The following is an 18,345-nucleotide window of genomic DNA, read 5'->3' as shown; positions in this document are numbered from 1 at the left end:
GTGGCGAAATGTGCAGTATGTTTGTTTGACGTCCCATACGACACGTACACGTGGGCGCTTGAAAACACGGGAAGCGCTCCAGTTGTGGACAACAACGCGTCGTACTTCCTGGGGCGTGAGGTCCGGATTGAAGCTACGCTCGATCTCGACGCGGACGTCGTGGACAACATGTATGTTGAACCCAACGCCGATGCGGCGCTGAACGAAATTGTCGCGAGCGGGGGACTCCCACAGTCGGCGCGCCTGGGTGCTGAGCTGTGCCCCATTTGCCACAACCCGCTTGCTCCGGGTTGGCGATTCGCGAACGTTACCGTTATTGCAATGTGTGGGGCGCGCGCGTCCGGAAAAAGCCTGTACATCGCCACCGCGATCAAGGAGCTCAAACGCGAGCTTCTGAACAACGGGACCAGCCTGCAGATGTACACCGACACCACTGATGAGAACTACCAGACGTACTATGAACGTCCTCTGTTTGAACAGATGGGTTTGATGGGTGCGACTGTGCGTGCTGACACGGGCCAGGCGTATCAGCTCGACCCGCTCGTTTTCAGTGTGGGTGGCAATCACCAGAACGGCCGGCAGCTGTTGGTGCTTCGTGACGTTGCAGGTGAAGAGCTGGAAAACCCGCCAGAAAATGATGGTCACCTGGACTTCATGAAGCGTGCGGATGTCATTCTGTTCATGTTTGACCCCCTGTCTGTTGACGCGATTTCGCGACGACTCAACGACCTTGTTCCCACACAAGCACGCTCGTCAGGGAGTCCCGTTCAGGTGCTGGACAATCTGCAACGCCGGATCGGAGCGACCCAGCCTGCGCCACGTGTAGGCATTGCGCTGTCGAAGTTTGACGTGATGCAGACGTTGGCCGACATTGACGACCAAGACTGGAGTCGGGTCATGGCTAACCGTGGGTCGGCGATGATGCGAGAGCGTCTGACATCAGACGATGCAGAAACTGATCAGCTGTTGCTTCATCAAGAAGTTAAGAGCTTGTTGTTGAGAATGGGCGCGGATGAAATCGTGAACAAGATCGAAAATCCGCACACTGGTCAACAGATTCCACACAGATTCTTTGCGATTTCGGCTTTGGGCTATGCTCCGGTAGGAGAACAGGTTTCAAGCTTGGGGATTGCGCCGTTTCGAGTACTCGACCCACTTCAGTGGGCAATGGGAGCAAGGTAAGAACATGATTTTGAGTTCTCCATTAGTGTTCGCGTTACTGATGACTCACCTTATTGTGAGTCCCGTTGTGGGCATCCAACTTGCGCGCATTATTGGTTTTTCATGGTGGATTGGCCCGTTAGTCACAGTGTTAACTGCTGGGCTCGGAACTGCTGTTCTGACAGTTTGGGCGCTCGTAGTGTCATTCGTGCGCTTGGGCGAGGAACTCCAGGTCAAACCTCCACGCCAAGCGTTCGAAGGACGCAGTGACTTGGCATTTAACACTCTTGGAAAAATACTCGCAGCCATCGGTCCCATTGTTTTCATCATTCCGATTGTTCTCATGCACTGGATTCCGTGGCAAAACGGGGGGTTCCTTTCAGAAGGTGATCAGCGCCTACTCATTGGATTCGGCTCCCTGATGCTCGCGTTCGCGTTGATTTGTGCGCTGTGCGCAGCGCCCCGGTGGGCCAACCTTTTTACTTTGAACGCGTGTTCGCTTGCGTTTGTCCAAGAGTTTTTCGCGCTCAAGGGGTTTGGCGCGTCCAGTATGGATACGGGCTTCTGGGTCCTGTTTATTTCGACAATTGTCATGTGGCTTGGATGTTTGATCTTCGCGATCATGATGAAAGGTCCGCAGAAACGTCAAGAACAGCCACCTGTTGTCCAACACCACCAGCAACAGGCTGTTCCAGCAATGGCTGGAGGTGCTGGCGGTCCCGGACACATGGGGCCAGGGAACGTGGGGCCCGGAAGCGCCGGGCCGGGATATGGTCCGGGCCCTGGCGGGCCTGGACCGGCTGGTCCTGGGACAGCGGGACCGGGGACTGCTGGACCCGGTTATGGTTCAGGGCCAGGTTACGGATCCGGACCTGGATACGGGCAACAGGGCTACTGAGGACAGTTCAAGTTACACACAGACGGGGCGCACGCATTGTCAGAGCGCCCCGTCTGTGAGTTCTAGAGCCTTCGCCTAGTTCTGCGTGAACCTTTCAGCAATGGGGCCAGTAGGAGACGTGTGGCCGGCTTTTTGGGCAGCCCACAGGGAGAGAATTTCGTAACCCACCTGCGCTGCAGCCAAACCAGTGAGTTCTGCGTGGTCATAAGCGGGGGAGACCTCAACAATTTCTGCCCCTACAACGTTGAGCCCTTGCAGTCCGCGAATTGAGTTGAGCAATTCGCGACTGGTCATTCCACCGGCTTCTGGAGTGCCAGTTCCAGGAGCTGCTGCAGGATCTAATACATCGATGTCGATCGAAAGATATACCGGAGAATCACCCAAACGGGTGCGAATAGCATCGACGATTTCAGGAAGCGGGCGGAACTGGTAGTCGTCACAACGCACGACCTGGAATCCAAGCACCTTGTCGTCTTCTAGATCCTTCTTGCCGTATAACGGACCGCGAATCCCCACGTGCATACAGCGTTCCAGGTCTAACAAACCTTCCTCTGACGCCCTGCGAAACGGGGTGCCGTGGGTATACGGGGCACCCATATAGGTATCCCAGGTATCGAGGTGCGCGTCGAAGTGAAGCACGGCAATTGGGCCGTGGTCTTTTGCCACTGACCGGATGTTTGGAAGAGCCAGCGTGTGGTCCCCACCGAGGGTCAGGAGCTTGGCGCCGTCTGCGCGAAGTTCGTTTGCATGAGCTTCGACTTCTGCGACTGCTTTTTCAATGTCGAAGGGATTGACGCCGATGTCACCACAGTCGGCAATCTGCAGTGTCGAGAACGGGTGGATATCGGTCGCTTGGTTGTAGGGGCGAAGGAGCTTGGACGCCTGGCGGATGTGTTGCGGTCCAAAGCGAGTTCCTGAGCGATAGGAAACGCCAGCATCAAAAGGAATGCCTACAACCTTGACATCGATCGGTGCGCCGGGTCGTTCATTCTCAACTTCATCAATCCGAGGAAGAAGCCCGAACGTGGGCGGTCCAGCAAAACGCGGGGTAAGGCTGTAGTCGGCAGGTCCCAGAGGTGTGTCGCTCATACGTGTCCTTCTTTAACAGGGCGGTTGTGGCCCCTTTCACAAGGGTGTGTGTCCCCATTCTGCCACGTATTTACCAGGGTTTATCTGCCCACGAAGATCCACCCGACCGTTCCTTGTTTTGACGGCCTTGAGCCTTCTCGTTTCGCTTAGCGAGTTCTTCCTGTTTAGGGTCAGCTCCTTCCTTGCCGCCCTCGCCAGTTTGCTGACCCGTATCTTGGCCACCTGACCCACGGCCGTCACTGTCTCCGGAACCCGACCCTTCGTCCTCGTCTCCAGGGTCCTTGCCCGAGTCGCCTTCATCGGTGGGGTCGTCCCCACCATCAGACTTGTCCTTTTCTTTGTTTCCGCCTTCGCCTTGGTCTTTTTGCTTGTCGCCGTCTTTTTTCTCTTCTTCCTTGCCTTTTTTCTCTTGCTCTTCTTTCTTCTTTTCCTCTTCCTCTTTCTCGCGCTTTTCCTTCTCTTCTTGGTCCTTGCGCTCTTGCTCAGTCTCGTCCATGCGTTTTTCAGCCTGGTCCATGTTCTTTTCCTGCTGGTCCTTGCGGCACCCTTCAGGCGCATCGGACGAAATTTTCTTCGCCTCCTCTAGCAACTTCTTCGCTTCGTCACGGCGATCCGCTTCCCACGCTTTGTCTGACTTGTCTTCAATCACAGCGGAAAGGTTTTGACGGACCGCACATTCGTCGCGCTCAGGAGTCAGATCCAACGCAGTTCGCAATCGGTCCTCAGCGGTGTCGAGATCGCCTTTAGCCGCCAGGGCAGTGCCTATGTTGAAAGGTCCTTTGTGCTTTTCAAACGGGACGAATGTGTCATAGCGCTGAGCATGCGCAATTGCCGAGTCGTAGTTGCCCTTGTTATAGGCCGATGACGCGAGTGCGAGAAATGATGACGCGACGGCGCAGTAAATACCGACTGCAAGAATGAGCAGACCCACAACAATGCTGATCAGCGTCCCAAGTGAGATCTTTTTCATGTCCGACCAATCCTTGCGATTTCACGTACACGCTTTAACGCCAAAGCGGTTTCAACGACGATCCAGGCGTACACCAAAATGAGTGGAATCCAGAACATCTCGTCCACGCCACGTTCGTCCTTCTTGTCAACGAGTGACTGCTCAAAGGAGGGCACAGAGTAGTCCTGGGTGATCTTTGAACGCGCGGTGCGGTGGTGGTAGTCGGTTCCGAGCGACGAAGCGATCTTCTTCAACGTCGATTCGTCAATCTTTGAAAGAGCAGGCTCGTGGGTTTCGGGGTCGTTAATGTATTCGGGATCGCGACTGAGGAAAGAATCGAGCGTTTCCTTCATCTTGCCGCCCTTTTCAGTGCCGTAGCCAAAAACCGCCCCACCAGCAACTCTAAAGTCCCCGTCGAAGGAATCTTTGCCTTTCTCCGAAGTCTTCTCGCCGTCACCAAAGTAGAAAACATACTGGTCCTCACCCGGATGCGACTCCTGGCCCTTAGCCAGGCGTGCGCTCACAGTGGCGGCAGGTTCAAACGGTGAAGTTCCGGCTGAACTGCGAGTAACTTCCGGCGCCAAGATCGAAATCGCAGACTTCACAGCCGCGTCGTCCGTGGTCAGCGGTACCCGCACCTGTGACTGTGAAGCGAAAGTGATGAGCGAAAACTTGGCACCGGGCATCGCATCGACCAGGTCGTTCAGGTCCTTCTTCAGACCCTCCAAACGCGGCTCAGAGCCGTCCCAGTCCTCAGCGATCATCGACGCGGTGACATCCACTACCAGGTACACCTGAGCCGAGGCCTCTTGCTTGACGACTACGACCTCGGTGGGAAATGCCGGACGCGCCATTGCGGTTGCCAGCACGAAAACCACCACGGCGCGCAACAACCACATCACGCGCTGGCTGGATCGCGTAATCGCAAGGACGCAACACCCGATCATGATCACCACGACCAGCGGTACTAGAACAACGAAAGGAATGAGTGGATTGAACGTCACAGTTTCACTCCCCATGCAAGACCAAGAATGATGAGAAGGAGGATCCCAGTGATGCTCAGCGGAATCGCCGGGTGGTCGTGCGTCAGTGTTACCGCGTCACCAGGGGTCAACGCGGCCTCTTCTTGCTGCACTTTCTGGATGACACCTCGGGCGCCACCGCCACTACCCATCGTGAACATTTCGCCGTCTGTGGTTTCAGCGGCCTGTTTCAGTTCATCCAGTCTTGAACCGCTAAAGAAGCCTTTCGGAGCAAGCGCGTAGACACGGATCTTGTGCTTTTTCGCGAGCTCGGCAGCCTCCATGAGCTTATAGATCGGTTCGCCAGCCAGCTGATTGTCGGTGGCGAAAATAACGGACCTGGACCGTTCTTCGTCATCCCGGTCAAAATTGTTCAAACATGACGCCAACCCATCACCAATGAGCGAGGAACCATCAATCGAACGGTCAACGGTACCGTCGAAGAAGTTGATGCCACGCACGCCGTGCGACTCGAAGCCCGTTTGGGCATCTTCAATAAACTCGGTCGCCATTTCGTAGTCGGTGGTAAGCGGGAAAACCGACACGGCGGCCGAATTGAAAACGGTCATACCGATCCGCTCGCCTTTAAAGGACTTGATGAGATCGGCGTACGTGTCCAGAATCTTCGCGTTATACATGGACATCGACCCAGACGCGTCGAGGCACAGCATGACATCGCGCTGTTTCTGCTGTGGGTTGATTGTTTCCGTGGTGATGGGGCGGGAAATCCCGGCCAGAGCACTCGCTCCACCAAGCACTGTGACCGCAACAATCGCCAGGCCACCAATCAGAATGCGTCGCTTACGCGCAACGAAACCAGGGAGAGAGGTGATACGGCGCGTGTAGGCGACGGGCACGGAACCTTTGAGCGACCTCGGCCGGGACAGCAAAGCAACCACAACGCCAGCTATCACGAGCAGAATGAGTGCGAGCCACCAAAACTTTAGGACCACATTCCCACCAGCTTTCTCACCTCAGCGAAAAGAGGAGCCACTTCAGTTGCTTCCTCCGTTGCGAACTCCGCTAAGTACAAGTGCTCCACCGTGTGAGCCACCGGGCGCAACCCCATGCGCCGCAACTCAGCAAGAGTCATATGGTCGATCTTGTAGCCCCACGCATCGAACGCGAACTGCCTGACCAGCTCACCCAGTTTCTGTGCCACGAGGCGGCCACTCAGGTCTTGTGACGCGAACTGTTCTTCAAGTTCCGCCAGCTGTGATTCGTACTTGGTTCTCACGTGGGTAGGGACTTCGAGGTCCTTCTTTCCACTGCGCAAGAAGCGCGAAACAAGCGGCCACGTCAAGACCAACAATCCCAACAAAATGCCCACAACAGCGCCCACCAGCAGAGCCGGGTGGGCTTGCAGAAGTGGGTGCAGTTTATCGACGAGCATTCGCGTGCCTCTTCATGAGTCGGTGAAGTTCGTGGAGGGTGTCCTTGGTGTGCGACAGTTCAACGTGCGAAACAGTTTTGAGGGCATGTTCAAACGTGGCGCGACGCTCCTCTTCCTGTCGTTCGTACTCGTCTCGCAGTTCGCGGGACATGAGGGACTTGGGAATGTTGGTGTCGTCGCCCACGCCCAGTCCTCTGAGATCGCCGAGGTGGCTGGCAGCGATCAGGTCCGCGTCAGTGAGGGTGACCCACATGAAGTCGTGTTGTGCAGACAGACGCTGAACAAGCTTGGGGTTAGCGGGAACTCCCGCGTCGCTGATGACGAAAAGGAGCTTACGACGGGAAACGTTGCGGGCTACCCACGACAGCTGAGTGTTGATATCGCCAGCGTCGGGGGTGCGTGAGTGCAGGATCGTGCGCAGAATGTTCTCCAGGTGAGCCTCGGATCCTGCTGAGTCCGTAGCGCCGGTAGCGCCGGCAGAGCCGTAAACCAGGCCCACGTCGTCGCCGTGGCGCACAGCAAGGTAGCCGGCCATGCCTGCCATAAGAATGGCGAGTTCACGTTTGTGTTCCCCACCGGCGCTGGATGCGTCGAGTTCGACGCCGGTGTTGACGACGAGCATGAGAGCATGCCTGCGGTGTGCCACATACCGTTTGACCAGCGGAGTGGAATGTCTGGCGGACGCCTTCCAGTCGATGTCGCGGATTTCATCTCCTGGTACGTACTCGCGCAGGTCGTCGAAGTCCAGGGAGTGGCCGTGGTAGACCGACGCGTAGTCACCGTCGAGGAGGCGTCGTGAGAGTCGTCGAGCATGGAAGTGCATGCGCGACTTTACGCGGGGGAGCAGTGTTGTCATGGGGCAGGGATCACGCGGAGGAGTTCGTGGATGATGGTTTCAGACGTCACGCCTTCGGCTGCACCTTCGAATCCCACAATGATGCGGTGTCGGAGGACACGCAAAGCCAAACTCTTCACGTCCTCGGGAATGACGTAGTTCCGGCCGTGCATGATGGCCAGGGCGCGGGCCGCTTGAGTAAAAGCAATCGACGCACGAGGCGACGCACCGCAGTCGATAAAGCGCGCCAAAGGACCGATGTATCGTTCGGGATCGCGCGTGGCGTTCACGATGGCCACGAGGTAGTTGGAAATGGCTGGGTCAATGTAGACCTTCTTGACGAAGGCACGAAGGTCAACTACGTCGTCGACGCTACACGCAGCGTCGACCTTTGATTCGAATACTCCCGCATCGATGCGGTTGAGGATTTCGATCTCTTCGTTGTGGGTCGGGTAGTCCAAGATGTCCTTGAGCATGAAGCGGTCCAACTGTGCTTCAGGAAGTTCGTACGTTCCTTCCTGCTCAATAGGGTTTTGGGTTGCCAGGACCAAGAAGGGGGAGGGGAGGTCGTAGCGGACTCCACCAATCGTGGTCTGCTTTTCCTGCATGGCTTCAAGCATGGCGCTCTGCGTCTTTGCCGACGAACGGTTGATTTCGTCGAGCAGAACCAGGTTGGCGTGGACGGGGCCCAACCTCGTCTCAAACGATCCGGTAGCCGAGTTGTAAATCTCCGAACCGATGATGTCGGAAGGCAGAAGGTCGGGAGTGCATTGAATACGCGCGAACTTACCCTCGACCGAACCCGCAAGTGCGGCAGCCGCAGTGGTTTTTGCTAGGCCCGGGACACTTTCCAGGAGGATGTGGCCACCGGTGAGCAACCCGATGAGCAGACTTTCTCGAAGTCGTTGCTGCCCCACGACGTATGTGTCTACGTAGGACTCGATGTTGGCGAGAAGCTTGCCTGCGTGTGCGACTTCTTCCTGGGATGTGGTACTCATGGGATCCTTCCTGCGGGGACGTCTTTTCAAGCATATGAAAAAAAGCGTCGGGCGACTTACCTGGGTGTGTCAGTCTCGAAACACCTGCGCAAAACCTTTGTGTCTATCCCCGCTCAAACGTCCGGTTGTTGGTTACTCGAACGTAGGTATTGGCGGGTGGAAAAAGTTTCAAAAAATTTTTTCTGTGGATAAACCCGGTTTTGGGTGTGGGAGGCTGTGGATGGATTGTGAGACCCGCATCACCGAGCGAACTGGGTGGTTCAGCAAACTCGCTGGTAGTCGAACTACATGCTTGTTATTTAGGTGTGTGGACAACCTTAATAACTGTGTCCACGCCCTGTGTACAGCTGTAACACGCGCATGAAATTACACTGGTGTAACACACGATATGGGGGTAGTGTGTCTGGCAGACACAACATCTAGTGGTCTGAAGTGAGTTGGAGCACCAAGGCTACGCGCGGAACGGAAATCCCCTGTTTATGGTCCGTTCTAAGCGAAAGAGCTTCTTCCATGACCGGCCACGCACACCTGCAAACGTGATGAGGAGAGACATGATTACCGTGTACACAAAGCCAGCGTGCGTACAGTGCACCGCAACATACCGCGCATTGGACGCTCGTGGTTTGGAGTACCGTTCGATTGACTTGAGCGTTGACACCGACGCTCTCGACGTTGTTAAGGCGATGGGGTACATGCAGGCTCCAGTCGTTGTAACCGACGACGACCACTGGTCAGGCTTCCGCCCCGACAAGATTGCTACGCTTGGCGGTGGTGGCTCTGTGTCGTCATCCGGCGTGGCCTAAATGCTGGTTGTCTACTACTCGTCACCTTCGGAATACACCCACCGCTTCGTTCAGAAGCTTTCGCATGAGAGTCGTAGACTTCCCCTCCTCACAAGCGAAGACACGATCGAAGTACATGAACCGTACGTACTGATCACACCTACATATGGAGCCGGACCTAACCGCGGATCGGTTCCCAAACAAGTCAAGAAGTTTCTTACACAGCCTGTAAACCGCGAACATATTGTCGGAGTCATAGGCGCCGGAAACACCAACTTCGGAAGTAACTACTGCCGAGCAGCGAAACTGGTATCTGCAAAACTGCAGGTGCCAGTGCTCTATATGTTTGAACTCCTCGGAACACAAGACGACGTCGAGAAAGTCGACAAAGGATTGGAAACACTGTGTCAACGACTGCGCACGAACGCGACCTAGAAGCCATCATTCGTGAAGAAACGGACCTGGACTACCACGCGCTTAACGCGATGCTTAATCTGTACGACGAAAACGGTCGTATCCAGTTTGAGCGCGACCGTCAGGCTGCACGCCAGTTCTTCCTGCAGCACGTCAACAACAACACGGTCTTCTTTCACGACCTCTCTGAGAAGCTCAATTACCTCATTGAGCACGAATACTACGAAAAGGAAGTGCTAGACCAGTACGACTTCGAATTCATCTCTGAACTTTCGAAGTTGGCGTACTCCAAGAAGTTCCGTTTCCAAACCTTCTTGGGTGCATTTAAGTTTTACACGTCCTACACGTTGAAAACGTTTGATGGCAAGCGTTACTTGGAGCGTTTTGAAGACCGCGTTGTCATGGTCGCGCTGTTCTTGGCGCGGGGTGACCGCGAACTCGCCCGCAACCTCGTAGAAGAAATCATCGCTGGTCGTTTCCAGCCAGCGACTCCGACGTTCCTCAACGCAGGCAAGAAACAGCGCGGTGAGCTGGTGTCGTGCTTCCTTCTTCGGATCGAAGACAACATGGAGTCAATTGGTCGCTCGATCAACTCGGCTCTGCAGCTGTCAAAGCGTGGTGGCGGTGTGGCATTTAGCCTCACTAACATTCGTGAATCGGGTGCGCCCATTAAGAAGATTGAGAACCAGTCTTCGGGTGTGATCCCTGTGATGAAGTTGCTCGAAGACTCGTTCTCGTACGCCAACCAGCTGGGTGCGCGTCAGGGTGCGGGCGCTGTGTATCTTCACGCTCACCACCCGGACATCTACAAATTCCTGGACACCAAGCGTGAAAACGCCGACGAGAAGATTCGCATTAAGACGCTGAGCCTGGGTGTAGTGATTCCAGACGTTACGTTCCAGCTGGCAAAGAACAACGAAGACATGTACCTGTTCAGTCCGTACGACGTTGAGCAGGTGTACGGTGTTCCGTTCTCGGACATCTCAGTTACGGAAAAGTACGAAGAGATGGTCGACGACGCTCGAATTCGTAAGACCAAGATCCGTGCGCGTGAGTTCTTCCAGACCTTGGCTGAAATCCAGTTCGAATCCGGTTACCCGTACATCATGTTCGAAGACACCGTGAACCGTGCTAACCCCATTGACGGCAAGATCACCATGTCGAACCTGTGCTCGGAGATTCTGCAGGTGTCAGAAGCAAGCGAGTACAACGCAGACCTGTCCTACGCACGCGTCGGTAAAGACATTTCGTGTAACTTGGGCTCGCTCAACATCGCTATGGCGATGGACTCCGAGGACTTTGGTCGCACGGTTGAAACGGCGATCCGCGGTCTCACGGCGGTTTCGGACACGTCGAACATCAGCTCGGTTCCATCGATTGAGCGCGGTAACAACATGTCGCACGCAATTGGTCTGGGCCAGATGAACCTGCACGGGTACCTTGCACGTGAGTCCATCCACTACGGCTCTGAAGAGGGCCTGGACTTCACCAACATGTACTTCTACACCGTGACCTACCACGCGGTCCGCGCGTCGATGGAAATTGCTAAAGAACGTGGGGTCGCGTTCGAAGGGTTTGAGCGTTCCAAGTACGCAAGTGGCGAGTACTTCGACAAGTACACGCAGCAGGAGTGGGCACCTCGCACGCAGAAGGTAGCCGACCTTTTTGAGAAGGCGGGCGTCCACATTCCTACTCAGGACGACTGGGCGACTCTTCGTGACGACGTAGCCAAGTACGGAATTTACAACCAGAACCTTCAGGCTGTGCCACCAACTGGTTCGATTTCGTACATCAACAACTCAACGGCATCGATTCACCCAATCGCGTCGCGCATTGAAATCCGTAAGGAAGGCAAGATCGGTCGCGTGTACTATCCTGCGCCGTTCATGACGAACGACAACCTGGAGTACTACCAGGACGCGTATGAGGTTGGGTACGAAAAGGTCATTGACACGTACGCTGAAGCCACCAAGCACGTTGACCAGGGGCTTTCACTGACGCTGTTCTTTAAAGACACCGCTACCACACGTGACGTCAACCGTGCGCAGATTTACGCTTGGCGCAAGGGCATTAAGACGTTGTACTACATTCGTATTCGTCAGATGGCATTGCAGGGGACCGAGGTCGAAGGCTGCGTTTCCTGCATGCTGTAGGCGCGCGGGCTTCAGGGGGGAGATAAGAATGAGCGAAAAGCTTAAGTTGGTGTCCCATGTGGACGCGATTAACTGGAACCGTATCGAAGACGACGTCGATATGGAGGTGTGGGACCGTCTGACGGCCAACTTCTGGTTGCCAGAGAAGGTGCCGCTGAGTAACGACGTTCAGTCGTGGGCAACACTCACTGACGACGAGAAGTTGCTGACGATGCGTGTGTTCACTGGCTTGACCCTTCTTGACACCATTCAGGGAACCGTTGGTGCAGTTTCACTGATTCCGGACGCTTTGACGCCACACGAAGAAGCGGTGTACACCAACATTGCGTTCATGGAGTCGGTACACGCTAAGTCGTATTCGTCGATTTTCTCCACGTTGTGCAACACGCGCGAGATCGATGAAGCGTTCCGCTGGTCCACCGAGAACCAGAACTTGCAGAAGAAGGCCCAGATCATCGTCGACTACTACCGTGGTGACGATCCGCTGAAGCGCAAAGTGGCTTCCACTTTGCTGGAGTCATTCTTGTTCTACTCGGGCTTCTACTTGCCCATGTACTGGTCGGCACACGCTAAGCTGACCAACACTGCGGACCTGATTCGTCTGATTATCCGTGACGAGGCCGTTCACGGGTACTACATTGGGTACAAGTACCAGCGTGGTCTGGCTACGGAATCGACAGAACGTCGTGAGGAACTGAAGGACTACACGTTTAGCCTGCTGTACGAACTGTACGAAAACGAAGTGCATTACACGCACGACCTCTACGACTCCGTTGGTCTCGCTGAAGATGTCAAGAAGTTCTTGCACTACAACGCGAACAAGGCGCTCATGAACCTGGGGTATGAAGCGATGTTCCCATCCTCGGTGACGGACGTGAACCCGGCTATTTTGTCGGCACTGTCACCAAGCAGCGATGAAAATCATGATTTCTTCTCCGGCTCAGGTTCCTCGTACGTGATCGGTAAGGCCGAAAACACCGAAGACGACGACTGGGACTTCTAAACACCAAAATAGGTGACGTTTAAACGGCCGAGGTGGTACCACCTCGGCCGTTAAATTTCGCCAAAAACCGGTGACCTACCCTGCAGGGGGAGGCGCGCTAACGGGTCAGCTTGTTACGCAGGTCGTCTTGCGCGGCCTGGAATTCACGAACCAGGTCAGCGACGAGCTCGCGCGCCGGTTTCGACGCGCTGATGTGTCCGATTCCCTGGCCCGAACCCCAAATTTCTTTCCACGCTTTTGGCTTTGCCTGCTCACCGGAGGCTGTGGACTCAAAACTCATCGCGGTGGGATCAGATACGGGTAGGTTGTCAGGGTCCAGCCCGGCTGCCTCGATTGAGCCACGCAAGTAGTTACCGTGTACTCCGGTGAACAGGTTGGAGTACACGATGTCATCGGCTGAGGAGTCAACAATCATGTTGCGGTAGCCGTCGACTACATTGGCTTCAGGTGTGGACAAGAACGCCGAACCTACGTACGCGAAGTCGGCACCGGCTGCTAGTGCAGCAAGGATCGAGTGGCCGTGTGCAATCGCACCGGACAGGGCCAGCGGACCATCGAACCATTCGCGGATTTCGCGGACCAGAGCAAATGGGCTCAAAGCCCCCGCGTGACCACCAGCACCTGCTGCCACGGCAATGAGGCCGTCCGCGCCCTTTTCAACTGCCTTGTGAGCGAAACGGTTGTTAATCACATCGTGCAGAACAATGCCACCATAAGAATGGACTGCCTGAATGACGTCTTCACGCGCACCCAGCGACGTGATCACAACGGGCACCTTGTGGTCAACAACGACGCCGAGGTCGTGCTCCAGTCGGTTGTTCGTCCGGTGGACGATGAGGTTGACTGCGAGAGGGCCCACAGGCGAGTCGGGGTTGGCCTCGGCGTACTGGGCGTTGGACTCTTCGATGTCGGTGAGCCATTCGTCCAGAAGCTCTTGTGGGCGAGCATTCAGTGTGGGAAACGACCCGATGATCCCTGACTGGCACTGCGCTTTCACGAGGTCGGGGCCAGAGGCAATAAACATGGGGGAAGAAATAATGGGGGCCGCGAGTGGCGTGCGCAAAACTTCAGGGAGGTTAGACACGAGTTGTCTCCTTCGAAAACTTGCCGTGATAAAACGAACGTTCAGTCTGCCTAGAACTATAATCTGCGTCACGTTTTGGAACAAAACGAGACCACCCGTTGAACGGGTGGTCTCGAAGAAGTGTGTTTGCGTTACGTCGCGTGTTTCTTAGGAGTCGGTGAACTTAGGCTCACGCTTTTCCACGAACGCGCCCATGCCTTCCTTCTGGTCCTGCGTAGCCAGAGTGGAGTGGAAGAGGCGACGTTCAAACAGCAGTCCCTGCTGCAGGGTGGTTTCGAACGAAGCGTTTACGGCTTCCTTCACCATTGCTGAGGCGATGAGCGACTTGCTTGCGATGGTCTTTGCGACCTCGTAAACGGTGTCCAGCAGTTCGTCGTGAGGAACCACACGGGCAGCCAGACCGGAGCGCTCAGCTTCTTCGGCGTCCATCATTCGTCCGGTCAGGCACAGGTCCATAGCCTTAGCCTTACCAATAGCACGGGTCAGACGCTGGGAACCACCCATACCAGGCAGGACACCCAGGTTAATTTCTGGCTGACCGAACTTGGCCTTGTCACTTGCAATGAGAATGTCGCACATCATTGCCAGTTCACAACCGCCACCCAGAGCAAAGCCGTTGACAGCAGCAATCACTGGCTTGCGCACTGCGGCCAAACGGTTCCAACCTTCAAACCAGTCGGCACGGTACGCCGTTGCGAAGTCGAGTTCGCTCATTTCCTTAATGTCGGCGCCGGCAGCGAACGCACGGCCTTCACCGGTGATGACGATGACGCGCACGTTGTCGTCAGCGTCGGCCTTGGCCGCTGCTTCGGTGACGTCCGTGAGAACCTGCAGGTTCAACGCGTTCAACGCCTTAGGGCGGTCAAGAGTAATGGTTGCGATACCGTTGTCGGTTTCGAACTTGATTGTTTCGTAGCTCATGAAAACACCTTGTCTTGTACGGGGGTAGTAATGATGGATTCGACTTCCTGTGGGTCAACCTCGGCAAGCGATGCAGGGTTCCACTTGGGGTTGCGATCCTTATCGATGACCTGCGCGCGGATTCCCTCAGTGAGGTCTGGGTATTTGGCAATGTTCGTTGCGGTACGCAAGTCCTGCTCAAGAACATCGGCAAGCGACAGAGACGTTGCCCGGCGGATCAGTTCAAACGTGACAGCAACTGAACGTGGCGACTTGGTCTCAAGAAGGTCGGCCGTGGACTGGGCCTTCTCCGATTCGTGCGAACGAAGCGCTTCAACAATCTCCTGAGGCGAGTCCTTGGCGAAGCACTCAGCGATCCACGAAGCATCGTCGGTGAGCTCAGCGGAAGGTGCGTCCTGCGCGAACTGGGCAACGACCTCGGCGACGTCCCCCGGGTTTTCCGAGAGAGCCTTAACCAACTCAGGCACCGAAGCGTCCGGAACATAGTAGTCAGCCAGGCCGTACGCGATTGCGCCACCAGCGCCAATCGGAAGGCCGGTCAGACCCAGGTACATGCCCACGTGCTGCGGCATGCGCGCCAAAATGTGGGTAGCTCCCACGTCAGGGAACAGGCCGATCGTGGTTTCGGGCATTCCGATCTTGGTGGAGTCGGTGACAATACGCACCGAACCGTGAGCCGAGATTCCCACGCCACCACCCATGGTGATGCCGTTCATCACAGCGATCACTGGCTTGGGGTACTCCGAAAGCGTGTAGTTCATGAAGTACTCGTGGCGGAAGAACTTCGAGTTGTCTTCACTGCCTTCGGTGATCGCCTTGTAGATCGCTTTGATGTCACCGCCGGCGCACAGTCCGCGTTCACCGCGACCCGTGATGAGCACTGCGCGGACCGTATCGTCGTCCTTCCACGCGCCGAGCGCCTCGTTGACGGTGTTGATCATGTCCACGCCCAGTGCGTTGATCGCTTTGGGCTTGTTCAGTTCGATGCGTCCTAGACCGTTGTCGATGTTGACAATTACTTGCGGTTCGGCCGTTTCTGGCATTTACGCAACTCCTGTGCTCTTGCGCGAGATGATGACGCGCATGATTTCGTTCGTTCCTTCAAGAATCTGGTGTACGCGCAGGTCGCGAACCAGCTTCTCTACTCCATACTCTGCCAGATATCCGTATCCGCCGAAGATCTGCAGGGCACGGTTTGCTACGTCAAAGCTGATGTCAGTGGACTTCAGTTTCGCCATGGCTGACAGCAGGGTGGTGTTGGGGTCGTTGGCGTCATACGCCGAGGCGGCCCGCCACAGGAGGGAGCGTGCGGCTTCGAGGTCGGCCTGCATTCCGGCTACTTCAAAGCGCAGTGCTTGGAATTGGTTGATTTCGGAGCCGAAAGCCTGGCGTTCGCCCATGTAGGTGACGGCTTTTTCGAGTGCGGACTGTGCTCCACCAAGTGCACACGCTCCAATGTTGAGGCGTCCTCCGTCGAGTCCTGCCATGGCGATCTTGAAGCCAGTGCCTTCGTCGCCAATGCGGTCTTCGACGGGTACGCGCACGTTGTCGAGCATGACCTGGCGGGTGGGTTGTGCGCGCCAGCCCATTTTCTTTTCGTTCGCGCCAAAGGACAGCCCTGGGGTGTCTTTGTCGATCATGAATGCGGAGATGCCCTTTGCGCCGGCGTCGCCTGTGCGTGCCATGACGAGGTAGGAATCAGAGGAACCTGCCCCGGAGATGAATTGCTTGACACCGTTGAGGACGTAGTGGTCGCCGTCCAGGCGCGCCGAGGTGGCAAGGGCTGCCGCGTCGGAGCCGGCACCTGGTTCTGTCAGGCAGTAGCTGGAGAGCTTGTCGAAGTTGGTGAGAGGCGTTAGCCAGCGTTCTTTTTGGTCGTCGTTGGCGAACTTGTCGAGAACCCAAGCGACCATGTTGTGGATGGAAATGTAGGCAGCAACCGCGGGGCATGCTGTTGAAAGAGCTTCGAAGATGAGGGCGGCGTCCATACGGCCCAGTCCTGAACCGCCGGATTCTTCTGAAACGTAAATTGACGCCATTCCAAGTTCGCCCGTCTGCTTGATGACGTCGACGGGGAAGTGGTGGTTTTCGTCCCACTCGAGTGCGTGGGGAGCGATCATTTCATCGGCGAACGTACGCGCCATGTTTGCGATTTCGCGTTGATCGTCTGTCAGTCCAAAAGTGAGTGCAGCGGCTGAATGCGCCATGGAACCTCCAATTCGTGGTGTTGGTCACCATGTTATGCGCATTTAGTTGGACGTCAAAGTAAATCTGCTTGGCTTTTTCTGTGTTTGGCGAGTAGCTCAAGGACTCGCGTGAGGTCCTTGGTGTTGAGGCCCGGTGAGGCGAACACCTGTTCGTTGAGAGCCACGGTCGCGCGTTCAGACAGTGTGCGACCTTGCTCTGTGAGGCAGACGAGTGTCATGCGCTTGTCGTTGGGGTGAGCCTCACGCGTGACGAGTCCGGCTTTTTCGAGGCGGTCGACCGCGTTGGTGGTGCTTGTGGGGTGGACTTGCAGTCGTTGGGAGACTTTCGAGGTGGGAAGTTTGCCGGTCTTTGTGAAGCGAAGAAGTGTGAGGAGTTCGTAACGAGCGAACGTGAGATTCATGGGGCGCAAAACTGCTTCAACACGCCCCAACATGATTTGGTGCGAACGCATGATCGACGTGACAAATGACATGCCGTCGGCGTATTCACTGTTCCCGTCGTCGATCCATTTGCGTTTAGCTTCTTCAAGCGGGTCAAAGTGCGTCACTGTGTAACCTCCTTGGCATTCCCACCTTATGACGAATGATCTTGCCACGAATGTCGTCTCGTGCCACGATCGACGTGTGTGCGGACGGTTAAACATGGCTTCAGACCCAGTTGATGTCGGTCGTGAACTCGGAGTTGAGCACGAAAGGTATGCGTTCTCTCCGCGCTATAACGTGCCGCCCGGGTCTGCGTTGCCTATCGTCTTAGACTCGGTGGGAGATACAGGCGAAATTGTCAGACGGCTGGAGGCCGCCGGGTGGGGACTGGTCCCCGGGTGGGCAAAGGATCTGAAAATTGGGTTCCGTGCATTTAATGCCCGTAGTGAAACTGTCGCAGAAAAGCCCATGTTTCGTTCTGCCTTTGTGCGTCGCCGTTGCGTAATACCTGTGAATGGATATTACGAATGGGCTGTTGAAGCCGGGGAAAAGACTCCGTGGCTTATGCACGGTGACGGTTGGTTGTTTTTGGCTGGGCTCTATGAGTTTGTCAAATGCGAGGCGTTGGGCGTTCCCGAATCCGATCCACGTGTCGCTGACGGCTGGTACGTTTCCACCACGATATTGACGATGCCCTCGCATGGGCACTTGGAATCTGTGCATGACCGTATGCCTGTTGTTCTGGATCGTTCGGGTCTTGACCGGTGGTGCGAACTCACGGAAACGAAAGCGGATGCCTTGGGCGTTCTTGACTCCGTGCTGCGTGACGTTGATGTGGATCGAGTGGAGCGGTACCGCGTTTCGAAAGCCGTGGGTAACGTGCGTAATGACGGACCAGAACTTGTAGAACCTGTGGAGAGTTAGCGCGGGCTTGAGGTGCGCCGAGGTCGTTTGCGGGTTGCCTGTCTCGTAGCGTTCTCACAGTGTTACGAGGGTCACGCCCTGCGAGGTTG

Annotated in this window: 19 protein-coding genes; 7 read left to right on the top strand and 12 right to left on the bottom strand. The window is 55.8% G+C overall.

All coding sequences use genetic code 11. The features are described from left to right. On the top strand, positions 1-1,182 hold the full coding sequence (locus JOE56_RS02945) for a TRAFAC clade GTPase domain-containing protein (RefSeq protein WP_204514754.1): 1,182 nt from the start codon (positions 1-3) through the stop codon (positions 1,180-1,182). A 40-nt stretch (positions 1,183-1,222) separates the two neighbouring features. Further along, the gene (locus JOE56_RS02940; RefSeq protein ID WP_204514753.1) at positions 1,223-2,059 is read left to right on the top strand and encodes a hypothetical protein; all 837 of its coding nucleotides are present in this window, start codon (positions 1,223-1,225) and stop codon (positions 2,057-2,059) included. Between the two features lie 75 nt (positions 2,060-2,134). Here JOE56_RS02940 and speB read toward each other — a convergent pair whose 3' ends face one another. The 7 genes from speB to JOE56_RS02905 form a co-directional block, all read right to left on the bottom strand. Next, positions 2,135-3,148, bottom strand: a complete 1,014-nt coding sequence (speB, locus tag JOE56_RS02935) for an agmatinase (protein ID WP_204514752.1) — start codon at positions 3,146-3,148, stop codon at positions 2,135-2,137. A gap of 70 nt (positions 3,149-3,218) precedes the next feature. After that, positions 3,219-4,118: a tetratricopeptide repeat protein gene (locus tag JOE56_RS02930; protein WP_204514751.1), complete on the bottom strand. Its 900-nt coding sequence runs from the start codon at positions 4,116-4,118 to the stop codon at positions 3,219-3,221. Beyond that, positions 4,115-5,101 carry a VWA domain-containing protein gene (locus JOE56_RS02925; RefSeq protein WP_204514750.1) on the bottom strand — a complete coding sequence of 329 codons (987 nt, stop codon included), beginning with the start codon at positions 5,099-5,101 and terminating at the stop codon, positions 4,115-4,117. Before JOE56_RS02925 ends, JOE56_RS02930 begins: the two co-directional genes overlap by 4 nt. Beyond that, positions 5,098-6,072: a vWA domain-containing protein gene (locus tag JOE56_RS02920; RefSeq protein ID WP_204514749.1), complete on the bottom strand. Its 975-nt coding sequence runs from the start codon at positions 6,070-6,072 to the stop codon at positions 5,098-5,100. The genes JOE56_RS02925 and JOE56_RS02920 overlap by 4 nt, the downstream gene beginning before the upstream one ends. Beyond that, positions 6,063-6,512 (bottom strand): hypothetical protein, encoded by a 450-nt coding sequence (locus JOE56_RS02915; RefSeq protein WP_204514748.1) that lies wholly within the window; start codon positions 6,510-6,512, stop codon positions 6,063-6,065. The genes JOE56_RS02920 and JOE56_RS02915 overlap by 10 nt, the downstream gene beginning before the upstream one ends. Next, positions 6,499-7,335 (bottom strand): DUF58 domain-containing protein, encoded by an 837-nt coding sequence (locus JOE56_RS02910; RefSeq protein WP_239530350.1) that lies wholly within the window; start codon positions 7,333-7,335, stop codon positions 6,499-6,501. The genes JOE56_RS02915 and JOE56_RS02910 overlap by 14 nt, the downstream gene beginning before the upstream one ends. A 29-nt stretch (positions 7,336-7,364) precedes the next feature. After that, positions 7,365-8,345, bottom strand: a complete 981-nt coding sequence (locus tag JOE56_RS02905; protein ID WP_102239234.1) for an AAA family ATPase — start codon at positions 8,343-8,345, stop codon at positions 7,365-7,367. Positions 8,346-8,896: 551 nt separating this feature from the next. Here JOE56_RS02905 and nrdH point away from each other — a divergent pair. Genes nrdH through nrdF form a run of 4 tightly spaced genes read left to right on the top strand, consistent with a single transcriptional unit; the run spans position 8,897 to position 12,697 of the window. Beyond that, positions 8,897-9,148 carry a glutaredoxin-like protein NrdH gene (gene nrdH / locus JOE56_RS02900; RefSeq protein WP_204514746.1) on the top strand — a complete coding sequence of 84 codons (252 nt, stop codon included), beginning with the start codon at positions 8,897-8,899 and terminating at the stop codon, positions 9,146-9,148. After that, positions 9,149-9,562: a class Ib ribonucleoside-diphosphate reductase assembly flavoprotein NrdI gene (gene nrdI, locus JOE56_RS02895; RefSeq protein WP_102239236.1), complete on the top strand. Its 414-nt coding sequence runs from the start codon at positions 9,149-9,151 to the stop codon at positions 9,560-9,562. Continuing rightward, positions 9,532-11,694 (top strand): class 1b ribonucleoside-diphosphate reductase subunit alpha, encoded by a 2,163-nt coding sequence (gene nrdE / locus JOE56_RS02890; protein WP_204514745.1) that lies wholly within the window; start codon positions 9,532-9,534, stop codon positions 11,692-11,694. Before nrdI ends, nrdE begins: the two co-directional genes overlap by 31 nt. Positions 11,695-11,722: 28 nt before the next feature. Beyond that, positions 11,723-12,697 (top strand): class 1b ribonucleoside-diphosphate reductase subunit beta, encoded by a 975-nt coding sequence (gene nrdF / locus JOE56_RS02885; RefSeq protein WP_102239238.1) that lies wholly within the window; start codon positions 11,723-11,725, stop codon positions 12,695-12,697. A 97-nt stretch (positions 12,698-12,794) separates the two neighbouring features. Here nrdF and JOE56_RS02880 read toward each other — a convergent pair whose 3' ends face one another. From JOE56_RS02880 to JOE56_RS02860, 5 genes are all read right to left on the bottom strand, one after another. After that, complete coding sequence (locus JOE56_RS02880; protein ID WP_204514744.1) at positions 12,795-13,781, bottom strand: nitronate monooxygenase; 987 nt, start codon at positions 13,779-13,781, stop codon at positions 12,795-12,797. 147 nt (positions 13,782-13,928) lie between these two features. Further along, a complete protein-coding gene (locus JOE56_RS02875; protein WP_102239239.1) occupies positions 13,929-14,702 on the bottom strand; it encodes an enoyl-CoA hydratase in 774 nt (257 codons plus the stop codon). Next, on the bottom strand, positions 14,699-15,745 hold the full coding sequence (locus tag JOE56_RS02870) for an enoyl-CoA hydratase/isomerase family protein (protein WP_204514743.1): 1,047 nt from the start codon (positions 15,743-15,745) through the stop codon (positions 14,699-14,701). The genes JOE56_RS02875 and JOE56_RS02870 overlap by 4 nt, the downstream gene beginning before the upstream one ends. Further along, complete coding sequence (locus JOE56_RS02865; RefSeq protein WP_204514742.1) at positions 15,746-16,909, bottom strand: acyl-CoA dehydrogenase family protein; 1,164 nt, start codon at positions 16,907-16,909, stop codon at positions 15,746-15,748. Positions 16,910-16,962: 53 nt separating this feature from the next. Next, complete coding sequence (locus tag JOE56_RS02860; RefSeq protein WP_338028613.1) at positions 16,963-17,457, bottom strand: MarR family winged helix-turn-helix transcriptional regulator; 495 nt, start codon at positions 17,455-17,457, stop codon at positions 16,963-16,965. A gap of 94 nt (positions 17,458-17,551) precedes the next feature. Between JOE56_RS02860 and JOE56_RS02855 the strand changes: the two genes are divergently transcribed. Beyond that, positions 17,552-18,256, top strand: a complete 705-nt coding sequence (locus JOE56_RS02855) for an SOS response-associated peptidase (RefSeq protein WP_204514740.1) — start codon at positions 17,552-17,554, stop codon at positions 18,254-18,256. Positions 18,257-18,345 lie beyond the last annotated feature (89 nt).

Source organism: Brevibacterium paucivorans (assembly GCF_016907735.1).
GTDB lineage: Bacteria > Actinomycetota > Actinomycetes > Actinomycetales > Brevibacteriaceae > Brevibacterium > Brevibacterium paucivorans.
The sequence above is the reverse complement of the archived record's forward strand: the minus strand, read 5'-3'. Positions and strand labels throughout refer to the sequence as shown.